Raw genomic sequence first — 20,487 nt, 5'->3', positions numbered from 1 at the left:
TTCTGGCTTGAGGGTCTGGGCGATAGATCGTGCAGGGGTGAGGGCGGGACCTGAAGACGTCGGTGATCAAACTCTGATTCGCGGGTTGGGTACCGCATTTCCGTTTGTTCGTCCGGGGCTGTCCCTGTCTAAACGCGGGCATCGATCTTGCGATCGGCCACATAGTCCAAGCGGGAGTTCCCCTGCCGTGGCCCCGCCCTCGCTGCTGCACGATTGATGTTCGATGATGCTCCGCTGATATTAGCCTGTTGCTACGTGTGAGGACGGGAGGGGTTGTGGGCCGGTCGAGCCCTTCATAGCTCGAGCGGTCCATGACCCCGGTCTACCGGTTCGCCGTCGCATGAGATCCTACGAACTCACGGTTGATCGCCCAGATGAAGGCTGACAGCTCGCGGGCGATCGCAGTCACCACGATCGTCGGCCGCTTGCCCTTCCGCGTCAGTGTCCTGAAGCGGCCACAAAGCCGCATCTGCGCCTTCCAGGCAATCTCGCGGGCCGTCCGTGGCGCGGCCCCGATCCTGGTCTGCATGTCCTTGCTGACGCGTGGCGGGAATCGGTAGCTCCACGCAGCCTCGATGAGCAGCCGTCGTGCACGCGTGTTGCCGGCCTTGGTGATGCCACCGCGTTTGACGCTCTCCCCGGTCGATCTCTCTGACGGGGTAAGGCCAAGATAGGCCATCAACTGACGGGGGTTCTCGAAGCGCGACAGATCGCCAAGCTCGGCCAAGAACGCGATCGCCCCGACCATGTCGATGCCACGCATCGCCTGCACTGCCTCGATGACTGGTGCCAGAGTCCAGTCCGCCACGGCCTCGCGCATGGCCTGTTCCAACCGCTCGATCCGTTCCCGGACCTGTCGTACAGCCAACAGCATTTCTTCGAAGGCGATGCGCTGCTCGCGATGCTCAAGCTTGAGGCCGGTGAGCCAGTTGATGTGCGTCCGCCCCCAGGTTTTCTTGCCCGGATAGTGACGGCCGAGACGAAGCAGAAGCGAGGAGACGTTCTGGCGCTTGATTCTGTAGTCCTTAACCGCGGCATCGCGAGCCCGCACGAGGTCCCGCATCGCCTCGTGACGCTCATCAGGCACCCAGACCGCCGTCAGCTCACCGGCCCTGAGCAGCTTCACGAGATTGACGGCGTCGCGCCGATTGGTTTTGACCCGATCACCTGGCTTGGATGGGATCAGCGACGGTGCCACCACAATGCAGTCATGGCCGATGCTCTTGATCAAGCGGTAGAGACCGTAACCTGTCGGGCCAGCCTCGTAGCAGAACGTCAATCGAGCATGTTTGCTCGCGAGTTTTGCCACGAGCTTACGTGTCTCGGCTTCAGTATTGTCGATCTCGCCGAGATAGCGAATCTCACCGTTTCGACCGGCATCGGCAATCGCCACCGCATTGCGCAATTTCGCAGTGTCCAACGCCACGAACGCTTCGCTATGATGCTCCATGACTCGCCCTCCTTGTGTGAGGCTCTACCCGGCCTATCCGGGCAACCCTCGTCATCACATCGAGGGCGAGTCGCCTTCACATGGAAAGGGACATACGGTCTAAACCGCTCGCGCGGTAGCGCTCCGCAGCCAACCGCGCGGGGTGGGGAGAGATAAGAGGCGCGTCCTGTCTGAAGATGAGGAGTTGCAACCCTCACTCCAGACAGGAGCCTCCCCATGACCGACCAGGCAATGAGCCCGTTACGCCGGCGCATGATCGAAGACATGACGATCCGGAAGTTCGCGCCGAAGACCCAACATGACTACCTTCAAAGGGTCAAGAACTTCGCCGCCTATCTCGGCCGCTCGCCCGATACGGCGAACTTCGAAGACCTCCGTCGCTACCAGCTCCATTTGGCGGGGAGCGGCGCCGGTGTTCCTACTCTCAACCAGACCATCTCGACGCTGCAGTTTTTCTTCAAGGTCACGCTCGGGCGGCCGGATATCGTGGAGCGCACGGCATTCGTCCATGAACCCAGCAAGCTGCCGGTGGTGCTGAGTCCGGAGGAAGTGGCGCGCCTGCTCGATGCGGCACCATCGCTCAAATACAAGACGGCGTTGAGCGTGGCTTACGGAGCAGGATTACGTGCTTCTGAAGTGGTGGCACTGAAGGTATCCGACATCGACAGCCAGCGCATGGTGATCCGGGTCGAGCAAGGCAAAGGCCGCAAGGATCGCTATGTCATGCTGTCCCCGCATCTGCTCGCTCTGCTGCGGGCCTGGTGGAAGCTGGCGCGGCCACAAGGCTGGCTGTTTCCGGGACAGAACCGGCTGAACCCACTGACGATGCGCCAACTCAACCGCGCATGCCATGCCGCCGCCGATAGAGCCGAGATCGACAAGCGCGTATCGCTCCACACCTTGCGGCACAGCTTCGCCACTCACTTGCTCGAGCAGAACATCGATATCCGGGTGATCCAGGTCCTGCTCGGCCATGCCAAGCTCGACACCACGGCGCTCTATACCCGCGTCGCCACAAAGACGATCCAGCAAGTCATGAGCCGCTCGACCGCATCACGCTGACACAGGCCGAGCCGCCGAGCCGGGGCGGACGTTCGCTGCTTCCCCTCGGCTTGATTTTGTGCTAGCGCTAAATGATGGCAAAGTCAATTAGCGCTAGCGCGAAAAGAAAAGGCCGCCCCGTTACCACTGGGACGGGCACAACGATCGGCGTGCGGATGCTCGACGCGCCTTTGGCTGCATTGGATTTCTGGATAGACAAACAGAAAGAGCCAGATCTTTCGCGCCCCGAAGCCATCCGCCGGCTGGTCGAGCTCGGGCTCACGGTCAAGACGTCAGGACAGCCCATCGGCAAGCCCGGTCGGAGATTGCGCGCTCAGGAGCTCGCCACAAAGGCCATCGAAAAGATTATCGATCCCGCCGCGCCGCCGGAAGAACGAGCCCTACGCCGGCGACGGCTCACCAAGGGGCCGACAGAGTTTCGCGAGGCTCGCGTGGATCAGCCGAAGGTGAAGACGAAATAAAGTTTGACAGCATAACGAGGGCACCATGATTTCAGTTCTGATAGGGGTTTTAATTATCGTCGTCGTCGGCGCAATCTGCTTTTGGGCCATCGACAAGTTCGCCACCGACGGTCGACTAGCAAATCTGCTCAAGTTGCTCGTGGTGCTCGTTTGCCTCGGTGCGATTGTGCAACGAGTGCTGCCGCTGACATATTAGCGAATGCCTCCCGCTGGTCGAGCTCGGGCTGAAGGATGGCCCGATGGTCCTTTGCGGAACAGCGCCGCTTCTTGGAAATTGCCATGACGTCGAAGTCGTTTGAGGAGATTGTTGATCGTACCGGTAGGACACCGAAGGGCATTCGCAAGATGGCCGTTAAATCCGACATTGTGCTGCCAAAGACCGGACCGGCTCGCGTTACCAAGTCGAAGGTGAAACGCTAATAGGTCGCCTGGCGCCGCGGGGAATCGAAATGTCAAAAAAAGCCGAAGATCGAGCACGAGTATCATGCCGGCAAAGACAAGCTGAAGATAACAATCAGCGGGTATGCACTGAGCAAAAAAGCTCGCGACGAAGTTATGAAAAAGCTCATCGCTGAGGTTGAGCGGAAACCTGACCGGCTCATTGCGAACGCGAAAAAGAAATCCAAGAAAACGGGGGGCAAAAAGCTTCGTGGTCAGCAAAAGGAAACGAAACTGATTGAGGTCGGCGACTAAGTGGTCGGCTTTGCCGCATACAGGTGAAAAGATGACTAAGCCTCCGGGCAACTTCGAACAGCCGAAATTGGTCACCAAAGCAGAGCGCGAAGCGCGAAAGGCATTTCGCGAAGGAGATGCTAAGGCGGCAATGACCGAGCACGAGACTGCGGAGGAAGCTTTTTCTAACAACCGCGAACGGCTGAAGGCAGAACGCCTGGCGCGGGAGGCGGTAGAAGGACCAATGCTTTACCCCGCGCCCGAATTGCCGGATGACACGCCAATTGAAAAGGTCCGATTTTCTACCCGGATCCGCAACGCGCTGACGGCCGCGGGCTGGAAAACCGTCGGCGAAATCCGTGAGGCTTCCGACGAGACGCTGTTGGGCCTACAGGATCTCGGAAAGGGGTCCGTGTCCCACCTGAGAGAGACGCTGGGCCTGCCCTCGACTGACGGCGTGCGGCCGGACAGGGGCTGAAAAACAACCAGACGGACAGGGGCTGAAAAACAACCAGACGGCCGCACCTACTGAATAACGCCTGCGAGGCCTTACGGGCCATCAACCGGGCACTCCATTGGTTCGGAACCATTCCTTCCACGGAGTGGGGAAGTAGTCCGGAACCACTCCTCCACTAGTGGGGAAGTAGTCCGGAAGGGGTTCGGCAGAAAGTCAATATCGAGATGCATGTTTTCAATAGCCAACTGGCGACGCCCCATTGTTTGGGCCGTCGTTCTCTGCTGTCTGTTCGCCCATGGCACAAGCCCGGGCAGCGCCGGACGCAGAGAGTTCGTCGCGGCGGCGGTAACCGAGAGATATGGCCGACAGGCCTGACCATTACCGTCTTGGCGGGACGCCGCCCCATCGCCAGCCCAGCCTCGAACAGCACGTTCGACCGGCCTGCCCTGAGGGCTCGCGCTCGTTCGGGCCATCGTCGGGCTTCAGCAACTGCTCCTTCAACTGCAAAAGGTCGTCGGGATAAAACTTGACGACCACGGCCACGCCCGATCCATCACCTCGTCGATACCGCTTCCGACATACGGATTGTTGCCCTTTGCCTGGTCGAGGGCGTGCTGTCATTCGTAGGGCGCGAGATCGAATGCGCGGAGAAAATCGAATGCTCCTCGTTTCGCGCTCGCGCTTTCGAGGGGAGCCAAGTGGGAGCCTAAGCATAGCCAGCACTGCCTGCCGTGCTTCCAGTACCGGTAGCTCCAGTCGATGTGGGCGCTGAAGACGATGAGGTAGAGATCGTCCCGAATTTCGGCGTTCGACGTCGAGCGGCTTGAGCTTTGACCCCACTCGCGAAATCCGTCCTCCGACCCCACGCTCAGAAGCTGCGGTTAGCGCGGTGACAGGGGTAACATCGCGGAACTAACCGCAAAACCTTTGTCGCGCTACTCGTTATTTTGTTGTCGGTTCGAACGATCGGATACAAAGGCGATGAGGACAGCGGCGGAGAGAGTGTCAGTCAATCCCCATTGAAAGATCAAGCATTTTCGACCTTCTTAGGCCAAAACCCACCATTTGGGCTACGGCCAAAGACTGGCGTTTCGCCTCCAATCCCTTTCATGAAATCCATCGTGGCTCATCCAAGTACTGGCCAACCTTCAATTTCGGTCGCCGGTGGACATCAGGGTTGGTTGGCGTTTGGACGCCACCTAACGAGGACGCGCTCCAGCTGACCCGCAGCAATTCGCGCCAGCCGAGCAGCATTCTGGTCAGCACGGGGCGCGAGTGCCTGCGACTTTCGGCCCCGATGCTGGGACCTACACGGGGCGCGACCTTAGACCGGTCTGCCAACTGATTGGTCCGCCTGAACAACGGCATTTTCGAAGTGCGGGAAGCGCATGTAGTGCGCCTTTGCAGTTCAGGACTACGTCCGTCCATTTTCGGCGGTGTCGGCCTGCTTGGTGGACATAGCCAATTCCTTTCGCACCGTCGCAGCCGAATTTCCCACCTTATCGACTGCCTTCGCAAGTTGCTCCTCCGACGCCTCTAGCGCCTTGCACCAGTACTTCAGCTCGCGAGGATCGCTCATATTGATCTTGCTGCGATCCGGCGTCTCCTTTTTATGGTCCATTAGAAGCTCCAATTGAAAAATGAGCCTGTTTCTTTCTAATCAGGGGCGAGAGGCATGGAGGCATTGGTTGGCGGGGGATCGGTCTCCCTAATTTCTTTCTCGGCCTGAAGGCAGAAATCCATTTCGCGCCCTTCGGGTTGGCCGCTCTCTTCCCAGAGCTGATGCGCGCGGTTGCGAATACGATCGTCAAGATCGCTGGACATGCTGTTACCCCTCGTATATACCGCGCGCCCGCCCCGCGCGACGTCTGAGCGGTCGGCGCGACGACACAGTGTCCATCAAGAAATGGTCTCCTCAAAAATGGCGAAATGAAATAGCGCAACAAGCGGCGCAATAATGTGCAGTGTGACCAAAGGTTCCAGGATGGCGTCGTATCGCATCTGAAAAGCGCCCACGCTTATCGTGCCGCCCGGCAAGGAGCGCGATGCGTTCGTGAAAAGGGCGAGTCAAACTGACACGACCGCCCATGTCAGCGAATGGGTCAATTCGCCCGGGCTCCAGCCTCCGAAATAAATAGGCGTCGCTCGACGTGATAGGGGGGGTCGGATTTATTGCTACGCGACAGAGGTGTGCTCTTCGCACTGCCAAAGAGAATTCAACTCATCGAGTGTCACCAAGTCAATTTGCTCGCTGAACCGATTGCGGTAGAGCGTCATCAGCGCGTCGTGGCCCACATCGAGCGAACTGCATAGGGCGTCTTCGACGATCACCACACGAAAGCCGAAATCGACCGCGCTTAACACGGTCGCTAACACGCAAACATCTGTCTCCGCCCCGGAAAGAACGACCGTTCCGATATGTCTCTCGGTCAGCAGCGAATAAAGCTGAGGCGCGGAGAATGCCGAGTAACCAGGTTTGTCGACGACCAGGGCCGGCGGGGCAAACCGGGCAAGCTCGGAAACCAGTTCAAGCTGGCAAAGGGGAAGATGGGCCCGGGTGGCTTGGGCCCAGCGGCGGAAGTATTTCTGCCATCGACCGGGCCGCTGGTCAGGCGTTTCAGGCGGGATAAACCGCGTAAAAATCGTTCGTTCCGCTTGCCAAGCCGTCAGAGTTACGATCGTCGGCAGCACACGTTCCATCCATGGCGTTTCCCAAAGCCCTCCTTTGGAAAAAATGTTTTGCATATCGATGCAAACATGGACCGCGCTTGAAATCGGCTCAATCTGCGCCTTGGCCGGCCTCATATCCCCGTCTCGTTCTACTGTTTGGTTGGGGCTCGGAGTGGTCATCCCAGGGGGTCCTCGTCGACTAGGATCACCGTTGATCAAATTCTACGTGATGCAAATAGACAGGCGGGCCCGTAGAGAAAACGCCCGACACCGGTGGAAGGATGCCGGGCCATTTCCGCGGGCTTGTCATGTCGCTTAACGTGTATGGACGCGAAGGGTTCCTGAGCCGTGCATCGCGGCGAAAGGGAGCATGGGGCTTCCCGTATTTTCTACTGCACGAAGCTTCAGCGCCGGGCCGCGGATACGTGTTTTCCAGGGAACTCGAGGGCGGGACACTGGGTTCACAAGTCTATCGTTGTGCGCGCGAGTACCGACAACATGTCGAGAGAGTTGGACAAAAAACTAAAGACAGCCCTGAACGAAACGCGGCTTCTGATTCTAGGTGCGCAGGTGCTCCTGGGCTTCCAGTTTCAGGCATTCTTTCAGGACGGATTCTCAGAGCTAAGCCAGCACTCCAGATATCTCAGCCTTTTCGGCCTCGTATCCATCGTCCTTGCGGTTACCTTCCTGTTTGTCCCATCGATGCAACATCGGCTGGTAGAACAAGGACGCTCTTCAACACGGCTTATCGGAGCCACGAGTTTCTACGCGGGACTTGGTCTCGCGCCCTTGGCCCTGAGCCTCACCCTTTCGACCTACGTTGTCATCGGTCGACATTTCGGCGTTGCGGCCGGACTAATCGGTGGCCTCGGCCTTGGCATCTTGTCCGCCATAGCCTGGTTCGGTTTGGAATATCTGATTGGGCTAGCACCGGAGAACCAAATCATGGACACGACGGAAACCCCGCTTGGAACCAAAATCGAACAGTTGCTTACCGAAGCACGGGTCATCATCCCCGGCGCTCAAGCGCTTTTTGGGTTTCAATTCGTCGCGATGCTGACCGCTGGCTTCGATCGCCTGCCCCAAGCGTCAAAAGTCATGCATGCGCTCGCGCTTGGCCTTATCGCCATAAATATCGTCCTTCTCATGATGCCGGCGGCTTTGCACCGGTTGTCTTATGGTGGTGGCGAGTCCGGGGAATTCCTGCGCATCGGTTCGGCCCTCGTCATCGCAGCGCCCATCTTCCTCGCGGGCGGCATCGCGACCGAGGCGTATGTCGTGCTTCAAAAAGTCATCGAGGACGCCAGGTGGAGCGCCGGGGGTGCCTGCGCGACGTTCCTTGCTATTGCGCTCTGCTGGTACGCGCTTCCGATCGTTTTGCGGGTTTCGCGAAACCGCAGCCCGGTGGGCGGCAGAAAGCTCAAGGCCTCCACCAGGTCACGATGATCTGCACTGGATAGAAGGAGTCTAGCTATATGGCTTGGATCACGGTGCCACCCACGAAATCCGATCGACAGGTTGCAAAAGTCCTTGCCAAGCACACGAGCGGGGGCACGGAACGAGCCGCACAAGCCCTAACTTGGGGCGCTGACGAGCACGTGCTCGGCGTATTGGCCGCCGCCTGGTGGCTGTATTGCCGAAACAGAAGCCCTGATCTCAAGCGCGCTAGCACCCATGTTCTCGCAACGACGATCGCGTCCTCGCTCCTGCCGCACCTCCTGAAGCGGATATTTGACCAAGAACGGCCCGACAGGGAGACCGTGTTTGGGCATTTCCGCGGCATACCCTTCTCCGGAAAAACATATGACGCGTTTCCCTCAGGCCATGCGGTTCATATGGGTGCGCTTGCCTCTGCCGCGACGGAGCTTCCGCCGTGCGAGCGGAACGCTGTTTGGGCGCTAAGCGGGGCGCTGGTGCTCACGCGCGTGGTCTTGCTGGCCCACTGGGTCAGTGACGTCGCCGTCGGCTTCGCGGTGGGCATTGGCCTTGAACGAACCTTGCGAGTCGTGACGGGATACGGACATCCAGAGGTAGAGTGAGCAAGTTGTCATTGAACGGTCCAGGAACAAAGACGCTTTCGCTCAGTTAAGGCCTCATAGTTCCCGCACTTGAGGAGAGAGACCATGGGACTATTCACCAAAGATATTAAAACGATGGACGACCTGTTGCTTCACGGCCTGCAGGACATCTATTACGCCGAACAGCAGATTACCAAGGCGTTGCCGAAGATGATCGATACGGCGACGAACCGTGACCTTTCGACCAGCCTCAAGAATCATCTCGAAGAGACCAAAAAGCAAATCGAACGTCTGGAAAACGTCTTCGCCAAGCTTGGAAAGCAACCGAGCGGCACGCAGTGCCCCGCGATTGATGGCTTGATCAAGGAAGCCGACGAAACCGCCGGCGAGATCGAGGATAAATCCGTGCTTGATGCGGCGATTGTCGCGAACGCGCAGGCTGTCGAGCATTATGAGATCTGTCGGTATGGCACGCTGATCGCATGGGCAGAGTCCCTTGGACACGATGAGATCGTACGCTTTCTCACCACCAATCTTAACGAGGAGCATGCCGCTAACACCAAGCTGAATACCGTCGCTTTGCGCAAGGGCGTAAATACGAAAGCGTCCAACGCCGCATAACGAGGGCGGATGTACCCTTTGCAAAAAGGCTTCGGGGCAATAGCTCCGGGGCCCTTTTTATACGAAAGGCCCGCTTGCCCGCCTCAATCTAGCTTCGCCAAGGCTTCGGTGACCAATGCCACGAGAGAGCCCATCGTATAAGGTTTGGCAAGCCACCCAAGTGGGGCGTAAGGCTCCGCGCGACCCCGTGTGATTGGGTCGTCATGAGCAGTGGCGAAAATACAACGGATGCCTAGGTTGTGAAACAGTTCGCGCGCGGCATCGATCCCATCCCTTCTGCTGGCGAGACGAATATCCATGACTACGAGGAATGGACGTTCGTCGCTGGCAAGTGCCACGGCTTCCTCGGCTGTCGTCGCCGTTCCGACCACATTGAATCCCGCCGCCGTCAATGCCGCCTCGGTTTGCATCGCGATGAGATAATCGTCCTCGACGATCAAAATCCGGGCCGGCTCTACTTTCGCGTCCGCCGATCGCGCGTCGTCGGAAAGCGGCGCGCCCGTCCCGGGCGATCGCTGCGGAAAGGCCAACCGCGTGGGTGTATCGGGCTGTGACGTCATGATGCGCGTTCCGCGGAAAAACGTAGCGTAACACGAGATGGATCGCGCGTTACTTCGATTGTTCCGTGAATCTGGCGCGCGAGCCCAAGAACAAGTTGCAAACCCGACGATGTTTTGCGCACTGTCGCAAGCTCAAATCCTTCGCCGCTGTCTTCGACCGATAATTCGACTTCTACACCCCGCTTCATCATCTCGACGCGAATGCCAGCGGGTCTTTGATTTTTGGCACCGTGCTTCACTGCGTTCGTGATGAGTTCATTGAGAATAAGGGAGAGTGGCATTGCGGCATCTGTCGATAAGACCCCACTTGCCGGCTGGCACGTTAGAGTGACACTGGCGGGTAACGTCTGTCGTACCGTCTCGCACACCGACCGCAGGAATTCGTCCGCCGCAAAGCGGGTCGTGTCCGACGTTCCATAGAGAACGCGCTGGGCTGCCGCCATCGCAGCAATGCGCCCGCTTGCTTCATTGAGAACGTGACGCGCCTCGTCGCTCGTGGCTTTTTTCGCTGCTGTGAACAGCAACGACTGCAGCATCTGCATATTATTCTTTGTGCGGTGATTGAGTTCGTTGAGGAGGAGCCGCTGTTGAGTCTCAGCCTGACGCCGTTCGCTGATATCGACTAACATATTGATGGCGCCAACGACCTTTCCGGCGGCGTCGCGCAGCGGCGTTGGAAAGGGAATAAAGGGAATCCGCGAACCATCAGGCCGCTCTGCGATGGCTTCGGCATTGCGGATCGGTCGCCCTTCCTTGAGCGCCACCGCCATGGGACATTGATCATGTGGCAATGGAGTTCCGTCCGGCCAATAGAGCTTCCACGTCACACACCATTCGTCGCTGCCGAGGGTCGGCGTGCGGCCCGCAAGATCAACGGCGGCTTGGTTGAAGTAAGTGATCTTGCCGTCGGCATCCGTGGTGTAGATCGCCGCAGGGATCGCCTCAAGCAGCTCCTGAAGATGCCGTTCGCTTGCCCGAAGCTTCCGCTCCGCGTGTATACGTTCGCTTATATCCCGAGCGATCTTCGAAGCGCCGACGATCCGGCCTTCTCCGTTGCGCATGGGCGAAACCGTAAGCGAAATATTGATGAGGCCGCCATCTTTTCGTTGGCGAACCGTCTCATAGTGATGAATGCGTTCCCCGGCACGAATGCGCGCTAAAATTCCTGGCTCTTCGTCTTGGCGATCGGCGGGGATGAGCATCGTCACCGGCCAGCCTATGGCCTCTTCTGCCGTGTAACCAAAGAGCCGCTCGGCCGATGCGTTCCATGTCTGAATGATGCCGCTGAGGTCCTTACTGATGATAGCGTCATCCGAAGATTCCACGATCGACGCTAACTGGAGGAGGTCTCGCTCTGTCGCAATTCGCGCTTCCCTCGCTTTGAGACGGGAACTGGCGAAGCTCACGAGGCGCGCGAGCGTGAGAGCGACCTCCAGCTCAGGATCAGAAAACTGATGCGGCCTATCGTAGTAAGCCATGAACTTACCCACGAGCTGACCATTTTCAACGATGGGAATGAAAGCGACGGCGCAAATTCCTTCTACCGCGATCGTTTCCTTCAGTTCAACGGACAAATCAGACGCGGCGATGTCTTCGAAATAGACCGGCTGAGGATCTTTTTCTTCCTTTGTCCACGGTGAGTGCCCTTCCACAGCCATACGATAGGCGTCCGAAAGGCCTCGCCATGCCACAAAACGCATCACGCCGCCAGAATCAAAAAGAAGGATCGAAGCCCGTTCGCATGCGAGCGCGCGCATGATGGCAACCAAGGCTAATTCATGGATCTCCCGGCGATCAGCTACGCGTTGAAGCCGCTCCGAGAATTGAAAGAGCGCGGCCTGCTCATCCGTCCGGCGTGCGAGTTCGTGTTCGGCGCGCTTCCGGGCCGTGATGTCGTGCTGAACACGCACGGCGTACAGAAATTTGCCCGCGGCGTCTCGAACGCTGGAAGAAGCGACTTCCGCCCAGAAGTGTTCGCCGTTCTTGCGATAGATTCGCTTCTCAATCGTATAGCGATCGATTTCCCCTGCTAACTGCCGCCGAAACTGCTCCCGGTCGGCATCGGCATCCTCGGGCAGCGTCTCCTGAAAAATTATTCGACCTAGAAGTTCGGGCGCCGAATAACCGGTAAGCAAACAGAGTCGCTGATTGACACGCAACATTCGCCCGTCTTCGTCGACCTCGACGATGCCGGCTCCTACGTGTTCGTAGGTTGCCGCGAGCCTCGAATCTCGCGTTTGAATCCAATCATTAGGACTCGTAGGAGGCGTGACAAGGGGCTCGCCATTCGTACGCTCCAAGGAGTTCAATACACTCGACCTTGGAAAGGGCTGCTGTACGTTCATCCACTGCTCTTTCGTTGCATCGAACCCGACACCGTGATTGCCATCCGCAGTATACGGAAACTTCGCGTATTCCGCCAAGATCCCGCTATGCCGGCGTATAGCTAAAACATTTCCCAACGCAGATACGCAGGAAAAGTTCCAAGGCGATCCCCGTACATTAGCTGCAGTGCAAAGACGCCCGCAGACGGCCCTGCCCCCTGGTCTTCGCTCCCAGTTTTCCGTCCATTCGCGCGGTAGGCCGAGATCAGTGAACAGCAGAGCAATACTGGGTTTACGTTGAAGGATGTCCAGCGCCGTAACGCCGGCTTAAGCCTTGAACCTTCACTGCGCTTCAGCGGCTCAATCGGCGCTGGCTTCCAATGGTACATCAAGTTGGATGGTTACGCCTTTTGGCGTGTTGGAGGCCACCGCAATGCGGCCGTCGAGTTGTGCGAGCAGGCTCTTGATCACCTTGAAGCCCAGGCTCGCCCGTGGTTGGTCGATATCGAAATCATTCGGAAGACCGATTCCTTGATCCGACACCTCCACATGCAAGTCCGCACCGCGCCGTTCGCCCGATACCTGGATTTCTCCGGATCCGTCGGGGTATGCATGCTTGGCGGAATTCGTCACAATCTCGTTGACCAGAAGGCCCAGCGGAATCGCCTTGTCGGCAGAAATCATCAGATGACCAAAGGTGCAGCTTACCTTATGCGCAACGGTTTCCTGTAGCTTCCTACAAAGCTCGCCCGCGAAGTCGGCGATGTCGACAAACCCGATCCTGGTGCTACGCCATAAATGGTCGTGGACCTGGGCTATCGTGGTGATGCGCGAGGCGGCGTCCTTGAGGGCGTTCTGGACTTCCTCCGACTGGGCGTTGCGGCCCTGCAGGCGGAGCAGCCCCACGACCGATGCGAGGCTGTTCTTGACGCGGTGGCTCATCTCGCGCGTCAACATCGCCTGGTGTTCGAGGGCTTGCTCGAGGTCCGCATCAGCACGTTGCCGCTCGATGGCGATGCCAAGCAACCCCGCGAAGCCGGCAAGGAAGTCCGCATCCGCGAGATCGAATTGGCCGGAGTCGGGACTGTCGACTTCGAGGACGCCGAACGGCAGATTGCCTTCGCCGCCCCGCGCGATCAGGACGTTGATCGCCCGCTTGATCCCGTGATCCGACAGCAGCTTGGGCGTTCGAAAGCGCGTTTCCTCCTGGAGGTGATTGGAAATCACGATTTGGCCGGTATGGAACGCGTAGCCGGCGGGGGACTCCATATCGATCCCAAGTGACACCTGGCCGATCGTGCCTGGCGCCCAGCCGACCCCCGCGCGCAACAGCAGCCGCTTTTCATCCGGCATATATTCCAGGACCTTGGCAAAAGGCGTTTCGAGGCCTTGGGTGCAAAGTTCGGTGGCGCGCTGCAGGATTTGTCCGATATCGCGGGTTTGTAGCGCCGAGCGGCCAAACTCGCCCAGCAAGGACTGTTGCCGCAAACGGTATGGAAGTTCCTGCCTTGTCACGGCGGTCGCTGCGACGGGAGCCAATACCGACTCCTGCCCCGGAGGGGTGGCCATGAAATGTCCCGTTCAATTGGAGTCCCGGCGTTGCCGCCCTGGAATTGATAGCACGGCACCGCTTGGCCGCCACAGGTTTCGAACTTGGTCCCTTTCGATACGCAATTTCTGGTCGCCAACCGGCTGACCAACCCGCCCGCCGATCTCGCCGCCATCGGCGTGCGACCACGGTTCCCGTGCCGCACGGGCGCCGCAACGAATTCCATCATGGCAGTACCCGTACGCAGCTTGCGGCCGAGGGGTCCAAGCCGAGTGACATCTACGTTCTTTCACATCGACGGCATCGAGGTGAAGGCGCGGCATTTCAGGTGACGCGTCCAGGTCTTGGAATGCGACCGGATCTTCGACATAAAAATCCGCCAACGCACCCCTTGGACTAGATCGGGTTTTACAAATCGGGTCTGTCCAGAATTGGCCTAAAATTCAATCACTGCTCATCGGAACGAACCTCGCCGGTTGCGCTTTCCAAGCGCAGCTATTTCAACGGAGGCGTCTGTGAAGATTCGGGCAGGTTACGACATCGCTTTTCAATGTCCCTACGCGGTTCCCATGGTCCTCATGCTAACCACTCACCCGTCGCGCGATGGGAACATTCTCAGCGATCAGTTGATGCAGTTTTCGCCGCGTGTCGAAGCGCGCGACTATTTCGATCCTTATGGCAACATCTGCACCCGGCTCGTAGCCCCACCCGGACTGCTCGAAGTCCGCAGCGAATTCGTTGTGGAGGACAGCGGACTGCCGGATGAGGTATGCCCCGCGGCGCAACAGTGGGACGTAGCCGAATTGCCCGGTGAGGTTCTTCCCTTCCTGTTGGCTAGTCGCTACTGCGACACCGAAAAGCTGTCGACCCTGGCATGGTCGCTCTTTGGCGGCATCCAGGGCGGCTGGCAGCGAGCACAGGCGATCTGCAACTACGCTCACGAGCGCATCGAGTTCGGCTACCATCACGCGCGGGGAGACCGGACCGCCTCGGAAGGCCACGAAGAACGTCGCGGCGTCTGCCGGGACTTCGCGCATCTTGCCGTCACGCTTTCCCGATGCATGAACATCCCGGCGCGGTACTGCACAGGGTACCTCGGCGACATCGGCGTTCTCGCTGATCCCGCCCCCATGGACTTCAGCGCATGGTACGAGGTGTTCCTTGATGGTCGTTGGTTCACTTTGGATGCGAGGCACAAGCATCCCCGAATTGGGCGCATACTGATTGCGAGGGGACGTGATGCGGCCGACGTCGCTATTTCCACGGCCTTCGGTCCCGCACAATTGGTCCGCTTCAATGTGACGACCGAAGAGCTCAAGGAAGCCGGTCAGGATCGCGCGCTGATGGAGACAGCCTAGGACCCACGCAATCGCTCAGGGCTGCCCGGAACCACCGGCCGAACCGTAGACCTGACCCGTGGCGTAGCTGGCATCCGCTGCCGCAAGCTGAACGTAGATCGACCCAAGCTCCGCCGGTTGGCCAGCGCGTCCCAAAGGTGTCTGGCCGCCGAACTTCTCAAGCTTCTCCATCGATGCCCCTCCGGAAACTTGCAGGGGCGTCCAGATCGGGCCAGGCGCCACGCCGTTCACCCGGATGCCCTTCGGCCCGAGTTGCTTTGCTAGCGCCTTGATGTAGTTCATCGTCGCCGCTTTCGTTTGCGCATAGTCGTACAAATCCGGCGACGGATCGTAGGCCTGTTCGGACGTGGTGCCGATGATGACCGAACCGGGCTTGAGATGCGGTAGCGCCGCTTTGATGATCCAGAACGGAGCGTAGATGTTGGTCTTCGTCGTCGCGTCGAAATCTTCGGACGAAATGTCGAGGATCGAGTCATGGGCCTGTTGCCGTCCTGCGTTGCAGACAAGGATATCCAGACTGCCGAGGCCATCAATTGCGCGGGCGACCAGTTCCTGACAGAATTTCTCGTCCCGGAGATCGCCGGGAATTGCCACACCAACTCGGCCCTCCGCCTTGATCAGGTCGATAACTTCCTTCGCGTCGGGCTCCTCGGTCGGAAAATAATTGATGGCGACGTCGGCGCCCTCGCGCGCGTAGGCGATTGCCGCCGCGCGACCCATGCCGGAATCACCGCCGGTGATGAGCGCCTTACGCCCGGCCAACCGGCCAGACCCTTTGTAACTGGTCTCGCCATGGTCTGGACGTGGTTCCATCCCGCTTGCGAGCCCGGGCCATGGCTGCGACTGCTTCTTGTAGGGTGGCTTGGGATACTTGTCGGCCGGATTTTGCAATCCTTGGTCTTTCATTGATTTGGCCCCTTGCGCTAATGCGGGTGCGACCGAAGCCGCCAATCCAACTCCGGCACTGCCGCCAATGTGCTGGCGGGTGAAAAACGGCTTTTCGCTTGCGGTCATTCGAAGCGTCCAAATTCCGTAAAGCAACCGGCGGGTTGACCTATCGTTCCGCTTCTTTCGCGTGGAAACGCTTTGCTAGTTCGCCGGTAGGAGAAGGGCGCCGCCGCACCGTTTTTCGTTCGGCGGGAAGGACTCAGAGACGTTCCTGAGGCTAGGCAGCACACCTCTCATTATGCCGCCGATCCTCCTGGCACTGGCTGTCGCGGCCGAACTCTACGTCGTATTCGACAAGGTTCTCACGAATTTAATTTCGACGTCGATTGCAGGTCTCGGCTGGCTGGTGATGACGGTGTTTGGTGCGTCATTCCGCTGGAACTCAAATCACGACATCGGGCCGCCGCCTGTCGGTGCACGATGAATGTCGGGGACAACCAGGCGGAAAACCAGCCTCGTGAAATAATCTGCTCCGCTCAGAGGCAAGTCCCGGTCAAGAAAATTGCAACGTAAAAAGCAAGGTCCCGGATTTGCTCCGGGACCTTGCCGGCAGTCCTTCGAGGTACATCCGCCCGTCAACCGCCTTTACTCTTTGAGGGGCGCCTGTTTTCGTCGCCCTTATGCCGCCTCAGCGTTCACTTCGCTACCGGCAAGCTTGGTCAACGCATCATCAGTTTTCTTTTCCTCGGACAGCGTCTGATCGAGAAGCCGGACCGCGTCTTTCATGCCCAGCTTTCCGGCCCATGATTTCAGGGTGCCGTAACGGGAGATCTCATAATGCTCGACGGCCTGCGCGGCGGCCAGCAAGCCGGCGTCCAGCGCGGACGTACCTTCGTACTCGTCCATGATTTCCTTGCCTTCCTCAAGGATTCCCTGGATCGCATCGCAGGTCTTTCCCCTCGCCGGCTTGCCAAGCAGTTCGAAGATCTGCTCGAGCCGCTCGATCTGGACCTCAGTTTCGCCGTGGTGTTTTTCGAAGGCCGCCCGAAGCTGATTGGAAGCCGCGGCCTTGGCCATCTTCGGCAGGTTCTTGTAGATTTGCTTTTCCGCGAAATAGATGTCCTTCAGGGTATCCAAGAAGAGGTCGTTCAGATCCTTGTCCGCCATTGTTTGTCTCCCTCATACGTGAGTTTCAATGCGCTCCCAACTTCGGTTTCAAGTTTTCGTTCCAGGTTTCGCGGCCGGCCCCGCGGAGATTTTTCTGGAGCAAGCAGCCGGGCCATTGGTCTTACGAAGTCGCCAACATCGCCCCCACCGCGAGCGCCATGATCGCGGTTGCCCCCCAACCGAGCGCCTTGACCCAACCGACAATGACAAACTCGCCCATGACCTTCGGTGCTGCTGCCAGCCACATCATGAGCCCCATGACCGGAACGGCGACCACGCCGTTGACAACAGCGCTCCAGTACAAGGCCCGAATCGGATCGATCGGAGTGAAGTTCATGATCATGCCCACGATCGTCGCGAAGCAAATGACCGCGTAGAAAGCCTTGGCTTCCATAGGCTGGCGGGCGAGGCCCGTCGGCCACTTGCGCGCCTCGCCGACCGCGTACGCCGCCGATCCGGCTAGGACGGGAACGGACAACAAGCCGGTGCCGATGACACCAAGGGCGAATATCGTTTCGGCAAGCGAACCTGCAATGGGCCGCAGCGCCTGGGCAGCCTCGGCGGACGTCTGGATGTCAGTCACGTTATTGGCGTGCAACGTCGCCGCCGCCGTGATCATGATCGCAAGTGCGATGAAATTCGAAAATCCCATTCCGACCAAGGTGTCGAGATGAATTCGGTTGAGGGCACCTTCACCCTGATGAGGCGCCCGTTTGAGGATTTGCCGGGCCGGGGCGGTTCGAACGTCTTCGGCTTCCTGGGACGCTTGCCAAAAGAACAGGTACGGGCTGATCGTGGTGCCCAGCACGGCGACGACGGTCGTCAGGTAATCCTTGTCCCAATGTAAGGAGGGGGCGACCAGACTGTGCAGCGCCTCCGTCCACGAGACTTTCACCATGAACAGGGTGGCCACGTAGGCAAACAGGAACAGGGTCAGCCACTTCAGCACTGACACATAGTGGGAATACTGGAGAAAAATCTGAAGTGCGATGCAGATAGCCGCGAACAGCAGGACATAGAGAATCTGCGGGCCGCCCAGCACCAGTCTTGAAGCGTCGGCCATTGCGCCGAGGTCCGCTCCGATATTGATGGCATTGGCAATCAGCAGCATTGTGACGATTGCTGTCAGTAGCCAAGGCGGACAATGCTGCCGCAGGTTGCCTGCGATGCCTCGCCCGGTAGTGCGCCCCACGCGGGCGCTTACGATCTGCACCGCCGTCATCAGCGGATAGGTAAAGAGCATTGTCCACGTCAGCGCGTACCCGAACTGCGCACCCGCTTGCGAGTACGTCGCGATCCCGCTGGGGTCGTCGTCAGAAGCACCCGTGATCAGGCCGGGACCCAAGACCCCGAGCAAGCGCGGCTTAGTCGGTTCGACAACAGCGCTTTCGCCATCGAGATCACCCGGTTGTTCGATTTCGAAGGCCATGTCGGGAACCTGTTTATGAGCAGCCGCCTCAACACGCGTTGCCGAGGCGGCTGCTCAGCTTCAGTATTTGAACTGCGGCATCGCCTTCAACTGGTCCTTGGTCGCGTTATAGACGACGTGGTCGGGATACCAGTTTTCGTTAGCTGCGCGCACGGGCCGGTTGGAACGGTTGACTTCTCCCGTCGCCGCGCCGGCATTGTTAACACCTACTGTGGGCTTGTCGGCCGAGGGCGTGGTGGTCGATGTACGAACCGGCTCGTTTACCCACTTCAGCTTGTCATAGGCGACGGCGACGTAATGCTCGCCCATACCCAAGAACCCACCGACGCCCAGAACAACATTCTCGACCTTGCCAGACTTGTCGAGAATGACATCGCTGATGTCGCCGATCTTCTCGTTGGCCTCGTTGTAGACGTTGACACCGACGAGCTTGGAAGCGCGCCATTCGCCCTCCCGGTGTATCGTGGCGGCGCTGTCGGTCGTCGCAGTCTTGTTTTGGGCATAAGCTGCTCCGGTGATGAGGGCCGTTGTCAGCAAAGCGGTTGCGAGATATTTGGTCATGTTTCCTCCGTTGAAGATGAATGAAACGTCTCGGCGACGTGGGCGCTGCAGGCGCCCACGTCGTCCTGTTTCAGTGCTGCAGCAGCATGATGAGAATGATCAGCGGAATCGGAATTCCGACGAGCCAAAGCAAAATAGGCATGGGGTCTCTCCTTTCGTTTTCGAGGGGTTAGCGATTGATTGCGGGGGTGCCATAAGCCTTCTTGCCCCAGGTGCCATCGCGAAGGCCGCCGCCTTCGGTAGCGGCCAGCGATGCGGAGAACGCGCCAATGAACAACGATAAGGTCAGCCAGATTGCGATTTGCATGGCGGCCTTACGTGCAGCATCTAGATCGGCCTTCACCTGGGTGACGACGTCGTTGACGCGTTTCTCGGCATCGGCCTGGCTTAATCCCGTTCGGGTAGACACGACCTTGGCGACGTAGGTCCGGTCGGCGGGATTGAGGTCGTTTCCATTGTGGAAGCTGCTCGTAAAGAGGCGGACCATTTCGCCCCGCGCGTCAGACGGATTCTGCTGGCCTTGCGCCGATGGGTTGTCGGAGCGGAGCAGCCGATCGACATAGCCGTCCATCGGGGATGACTGCGCGGAATTAGCCGCGGCTTGGGTCGCGCCCGAGAGCGTTCCGCCTATCAGCGAACTTGCGGGCGAGGCGAGCAGGACGGCGCCGAGAACTGACGCGGCTGCCCAGGCCAAAAAGCCGTGCGCCGTATCGCGGAAGTGCACCTCGGTGGTCTGCACGCCCAGCCATTTCGTGCGGAGGCGTCCCGCAAGATAGCCCCCGATGGCAGACGAAATCATCGCCATGACGATGAAGTACAGGCCTGTTCCGATCTTGAAGGTCGATGCCGAAACGCCGGAATTGCCCCATGGCGAGACGACGGAGAAGCCCATACCAGCGCCAAAGGAAATGAGCACCAGTGTCAACGCGAGGGATGCCACCGCGCCCGCAAGGACAGCGGCCCAGGAAATTCCCGGTACCGACGGTTCAACGAGGTCTGCCTGCGTAGCTTGCCGAATTGCCTGTTCCATATGATCCTCCCAGCAGCCGAGATTGGCCGCCCAGAAAATGCGCAAATGAAACGAAAGTTCCTCCCCTCTGAAACCCGCTGAACGCATCGACGTTCGGGACTTGGTCGGACATTGCCTTCGTCGACGCCCTTGACGACTTCCGGTATCGTTTCCCGGGCGATCATGTCTCCGCTTTGGAGGGTCTTGTCCTCATTGGGTTTGATGGAAGCA

Annotated in this window: 21 protein-coding genes and 1 pseudogene; 10 read left to right on the top strand and 12 right to left on the bottom strand. The window is 58.9% G+C overall.

All coding sequences use genetic code 11. From position 1 onward, the window contains the following. Nucleotides 1-322 precede the first annotated feature (322 nt). Nucleotides 323-1,450 carry an IS110 family transposase gene (locus BLR13_RS27710; protein ID WP_074817250.1) on the bottom strand — a complete coding sequence of 376 codons (1,128 nt, stop codon included), beginning with the start codon at nt 1,448-1,450 and terminating at the stop codon, nt 323-325. Between the two features lie 216 nt (nt 1,451-1,666). On the opposite strand from BLR13_RS27710, the gene BLR13_RS27705 reads away from it, so the two are divergent. From BLR13_RS27705 to BLR13_RS42455, 5 genes are all read left to right on the top strand, one after another. Then, nucleotides 1,667-2,512, top strand: a complete 846-nt coding sequence (locus tag BLR13_RS27705) for a tyrosine-type recombinase/integrase (protein WP_074817379.1) — start codon at nt 1,667-1,669, stop codon at nt 2,510-2,512. 155 nt (nt 2,513-2,667) lie between these two features. Further along, complete coding sequence (locus tag BLR13_RS27700) at nt 2,668-2,973, top strand: hypothetical protein (protein WP_244524948.1); 306 nt, start codon at nt 2,668-2,670, stop codon at nt 2,971-2,973. Between the two features lie 25 nt (nt 2,974-2,998). Continuing rightward, entirely contained in the window at nt 2,999-3,169 is a 171-nt protein-coding gene (locus BLR13_RS40460) for a hypothetical protein (protein WP_154070762.1), read from the top strand. Nucleotides 3,170-3,528: 359 nt separating this feature from the next. Further along, complete coding sequence (locus tag BLR13_RS40455; protein ID WP_157793727.1) at nt 3,529-3,666, top strand: hypothetical protein; 138 nt, start codon at nt 3,529-3,531, stop codon at nt 3,664-3,666. 31 nt (nt 3,667-3,697) lie between these two features. Further along, nucleotides 3,698-4,123, top strand: a complete 426-nt coding sequence (locus BLR13_RS42455) for a DNA-directed RNA polymerase subunit alpha C-terminal domain-containing protein (protein WP_074817387.1) — start codon at nt 3,698-3,700, stop codon at nt 4,121-4,123. 1,393 nt (nt 4,124-5,516) lie between these two features. Here the strand turns inward: BLR13_RS42455 and BLR13_RS27680 are convergent. From BLR13_RS27680 to BLR13_RS27670, 3 genes are all read right to left on the bottom strand, one after another. Next, nucleotides 5,517-5,723 carry a DUF3606 domain-containing protein gene (locus BLR13_RS27680; protein ID WP_074817395.1) on the bottom strand — a complete coding sequence of 69 codons (207 nt, stop codon included), beginning with the start codon at nt 5,721-5,723 and terminating at the stop codon, nt 5,517-5,519. Nucleotides 5,724-5,758: 35 nt separating this feature from the next. Next, a complete protein-coding gene (locus BLR13_RS27675) occupies nt 5,759-5,926 on the bottom strand; it encodes a DUF2934 domain-containing protein (RefSeq protein WP_074817398.1) in 168 nt (55 codons plus the stop codon). Nucleotides 5,927-6,277: 351 nt separating this feature from the next. Continuing rightward, nucleotides 6,278-6,907, bottom strand: coding sequence for a cysteine hydrolase family protein (locus BLR13_RS27670; RefSeq protein ID WP_074817401.1), 630 nt, complete (start codon nt 6,905-6,907; stop codon nt 6,278-6,280). Nucleotides 6,908-7,270: 363 nt separating this feature from the next. Between BLR13_RS27670 and BLR13_RS27665 the strand changes: the two genes are divergently transcribed. The 3 genes from BLR13_RS27665 to BLR13_RS27655 all read left to right on the top strand — a co-directional run bounded on the left by BLR13_RS27665 (nt 7,271) and on the right by BLR13_RS27655 (nt 9,411). Beyond that, the gene (locus BLR13_RS27665) at nt 7,271-8,218 is read left to right on the top strand and encodes a DUF6328 family protein (protein WP_074817404.1); all 948 of its coding nucleotides are present in this window, start codon (nt 7,271-7,273) and stop codon (nt 8,216-8,218) included. A 29-nt stretch (nt 8,219-8,247) separates the two neighbouring features. Next, nucleotides 8,248-8,811: a phosphatase PAP2 family protein gene (locus BLR13_RS27660; RefSeq protein WP_074817406.1), complete on the top strand. Its 564-nt coding sequence runs from the start codon at nt 8,248-8,250 to the stop codon at nt 8,809-8,811. An 84-nt stretch (nt 8,812-8,895) separates the two neighbouring features. Beyond that, on the top strand, nt 8,896-9,411 hold the full coding sequence (locus BLR13_RS27655) for a ferritin-like domain-containing protein (RefSeq protein ID WP_074817409.1): 516 nt from the start codon (nt 8,896-8,898) through the stop codon (nt 9,409-9,411). An 83-nt stretch (nt 9,412-9,494) separates the two neighbouring features. Here BLR13_RS27655 and BLR13_RS27650 read toward each other — a convergent pair whose 3' ends face one another. The 3 genes and pseudogenes from BLR13_RS27650 to BLR13_RS27640 form a co-directional block, all read right to left on the bottom strand. Further along, the gene (locus tag BLR13_RS27650) at nt 9,495-9,971 is read right to left on the bottom strand and encodes a response regulator (protein WP_074817411.1); all 477 of its coding nucleotides are present in this window, start codon (nt 9,969-9,971) and stop codon (nt 9,495-9,497) included. Beyond that, a pseudogene (locus tag BLR13_RS27645) lies at nt 9,968-12,223 on the bottom strand (PAS domain S-box protein); the annotation flags it as partial. The pseudogene BLR13_RS27645 and the gene BLR13_RS27650, both read right to left, overlap by 4 nt. 432 nt (nt 12,224-12,655) lie before the next feature. Next, nucleotides 12,656-13,864 (bottom strand): sensor histidine kinase, encoded by a 1,209-nt coding sequence (locus BLR13_RS27640; RefSeq protein WP_074817416.1) that lies wholly within the window; start codon nt 13,862-13,864, stop codon nt 12,656-12,658. Between the two features lie 495 nt (nt 13,865-14,359). Here BLR13_RS27640 and BLR13_RS27635 point away from each other — a divergent pair, with 495 nt between their 5' ends. Next, entirely contained in the window at nt 14,360-15,202 is an 843-nt protein-coding gene (locus BLR13_RS27635; RefSeq protein WP_074831032.1) for a transglutaminase domain-containing protein, read from the top strand. A gap of 15 nt (nt 15,203-15,217) precedes the next feature. Here the strand turns inward: BLR13_RS27635 and BLR13_RS27630 are convergent, their stop codons facing one another. Then, nucleotides 15,218-16,108 (bottom strand): SDR family oxidoreductase, encoded by an 891-nt coding sequence (locus BLR13_RS27630; protein WP_244525282.1) that lies wholly within the window; start codon nt 16,106-16,108, stop codon nt 15,218-15,220. Between the two features lie 280 nt (nt 16,109-16,388). On the opposite strand from BLR13_RS27630, the gene BLR13_RS27625 reads away from it, so the two are divergent. Further along, nucleotides 16,389-16,574 carry a hypothetical protein gene (locus BLR13_RS27625; RefSeq protein WP_074817425.1) on the top strand — a complete coding sequence of 62 codons (186 nt, stop codon included), beginning with the start codon at nt 16,389-16,391 and terminating at the stop codon, nt 16,572-16,574. Between the two features lie 194 nt (nt 16,575-16,768). Here BLR13_RS27625 and BLR13_RS27620 read toward each other — a convergent pair whose 3' ends face one another. From BLR13_RS27620 to BLR13_RS27605, 4 genes are all read right to left on the bottom strand, one after another. After that, the gene (locus BLR13_RS27620; protein ID WP_074817429.1) at nt 16,769-17,257 is read right to left on the bottom strand and encodes a ferritin-like domain-containing protein; all 489 of its coding nucleotides are present in this window, start codon (nt 17,255-17,257) and stop codon (nt 16,769-16,771) included. Between the two features lie 121 nt (nt 17,258-17,378). Beyond that, nucleotides 17,379-18,686 carry an NRAMP family divalent metal transporter gene (locus BLR13_RS27615; protein WP_074817432.1) on the bottom strand — a complete coding sequence of 436 codons (1,308 nt, stop codon included), beginning with the start codon at nt 18,684-18,686 and terminating at the stop codon, nt 17,379-17,381. Between the two features lie 60 nt (nt 18,687-18,746). Further along, a complete protein-coding gene (locus tag BLR13_RS27610; protein ID WP_074817435.1) occupies nt 18,747-19,247 on the bottom strand; it encodes a PRC-barrel domain-containing protein in 501 nt (166 codons plus the stop codon). Between the two features lie 169 nt (nt 19,248-19,416). Then, nucleotides 19,417-20,277 (bottom strand): hypothetical protein, encoded by an 861-nt coding sequence (locus BLR13_RS27605; RefSeq protein ID WP_074831034.1) that lies wholly within the window; start codon nt 20,275-20,277, stop codon nt 19,417-19,419. Nucleotides 20,278-20,487 lie beyond the last annotated feature (210 nt).

The sequence above is a fragment of the Bradyrhizobium ottawaense genome, from assembly GCF_900099825.1.
GTDB classification, from domain to species: Bacteria; Pseudomonadota; Alphaproteobacteria; order Rhizobiales; family Xanthobacteraceae; genus Bradyrhizobium; species Bradyrhizobium ottawaense_A.
Note: the sequence above shows the minus strand (reverse complement) of the source record. Positions and strands in the feature narration are given on the sequence as shown.

Bases quoted from the DNA above. Each gene is read 5' to 3' on its own strand.
- BLR13_RS27665 (WP_074817404.1), top strand. From the start codon at position 7,271: ATGTCGAGAGAGTTGGACAAAAAACTAAAGACAGCCCTGAACGAAACG.
- BLR13_RS42455 (WP_074817387.1), top strand. From the start codon at position 3,698: ATGACTAAGCCTCCGGGCAACTTCGAACAGCCGAAATTGGTCACCAAA.
- BLR13_RS27630 (WP_244525282.1), bottom strand. From the start codon at position 16,108: ATGAAAGACCAAGGATTGCAAAATCCGGCCGACAAGTATCCCAAGCCA.
- BLR13_RS40455 (WP_157793727.1), top strand. From the start codon at position 3,529: ATGAAAAAGCTCATCGCTGAGGTTGAGCGGAAACCTGACCGGCTCATT.
- BLR13_RS27710 (WP_074817250.1), bottom strand. From the start codon at position 1,450: ATGGAGCATCATAGCGAAGCGTTCGTGGCGTTGGACACTGCGAAATTG.
- BLR13_RS27670 (WP_074817401.1), bottom strand. From the start codon at position 6,907: ATGAGGCCGGCCAAGGCGCAGATTGAGCCGATTTCAAGCGCGGTCCAT.
- BLR13_RS27640 (WP_074817416.1), bottom strand. From the start codon at position 13,864: ATGGCCACCCCTCCGGGGCAGGAGTCGGTATTGGCTCCCGTCGCAGCG.
- BLR13_RS27680 (WP_074817395.1), bottom strand. From the start codon at position 5,723: ATGGACCATAAAAAGGAGACGCCGGATCGCAGCAAGATCAATATGAGC.
- BLR13_RS27660 (WP_074817406.1), top strand. From the start codon at position 8,248: ATGGCTTGGATCACGGTGCCACCCACGAAATCCGATCGACAGGTTGCA.
- BLR13_RS27700 (WP_244524948.1), top strand. From the start codon at position 2,668: ATGCTCGACGCGCCTTTGGCTGCATTGGATTTCTGGATAGACAAACAG.
- BLR13_RS27655 (WP_074817409.1), top strand. From the start codon at position 8,896: ATGGGACTATTCACCAAAGATATTAAAACGATGGACGACCTGTTGCTT.
- BLR13_RS27675 (WP_074817398.1), bottom strand. From the start codon at position 5,926: ATGTCCAGCGATCTTGACGATCGTATTCGCAACCGCGCGCATCAGCTC.
- BLR13_RS27615 (WP_074817432.1), bottom strand. From the start codon at position 18,686: ATGGCCTTCGAAATCGAACAACCGGGTGATCTCGATGGCGAAAGCGCT.
- BLR13_RS27620 (WP_074817429.1), bottom strand. From the start codon at position 17,257: ATGGCGGACAAGGATCTGAACGACCTCTTCTTGGATACCCTGAAGGAC.
- BLR13_RS27650 (WP_074817411.1), bottom strand. From the start codon at position 9,971: ATGACGTCACAGCCCGATACACCCACGCGGTTGGCCTTTCCGCAGCGA.
- BLR13_RS27625 (WP_074817425.1), top strand. From the start codon at position 16,389: ATGCCGCCGATCCTCCTGGCACTGGCTGTCGCGGCCGAACTCTACGTC.
- BLR13_RS27705 (WP_074817379.1), top strand. From the start codon at position 1,667: ATGACCGACCAGGCAATGAGCCCGTTACGCCGGCGCATGATCGAAGAC.
- BLR13_RS27605 (WP_074831034.1), bottom strand. From the start codon at position 20,277: ATGGAACAGGCAATTCGGCAAGCTACGCAGGCAGACCTCGTTGAACCG.
- BLR13_RS40460 (WP_154070762.1), top strand. From the start codon at position 2,999: ATGATTTCAGTTCTGATAGGGGTTTTAATTATCGTCGTCGTCGGCGCA.
- BLR13_RS27610 (WP_074817435.1), bottom strand. From the start codon at position 19,247: ATGACCAAATATCTCGCAACCGCTTTGCTGACAACGGCCCTCATCACC.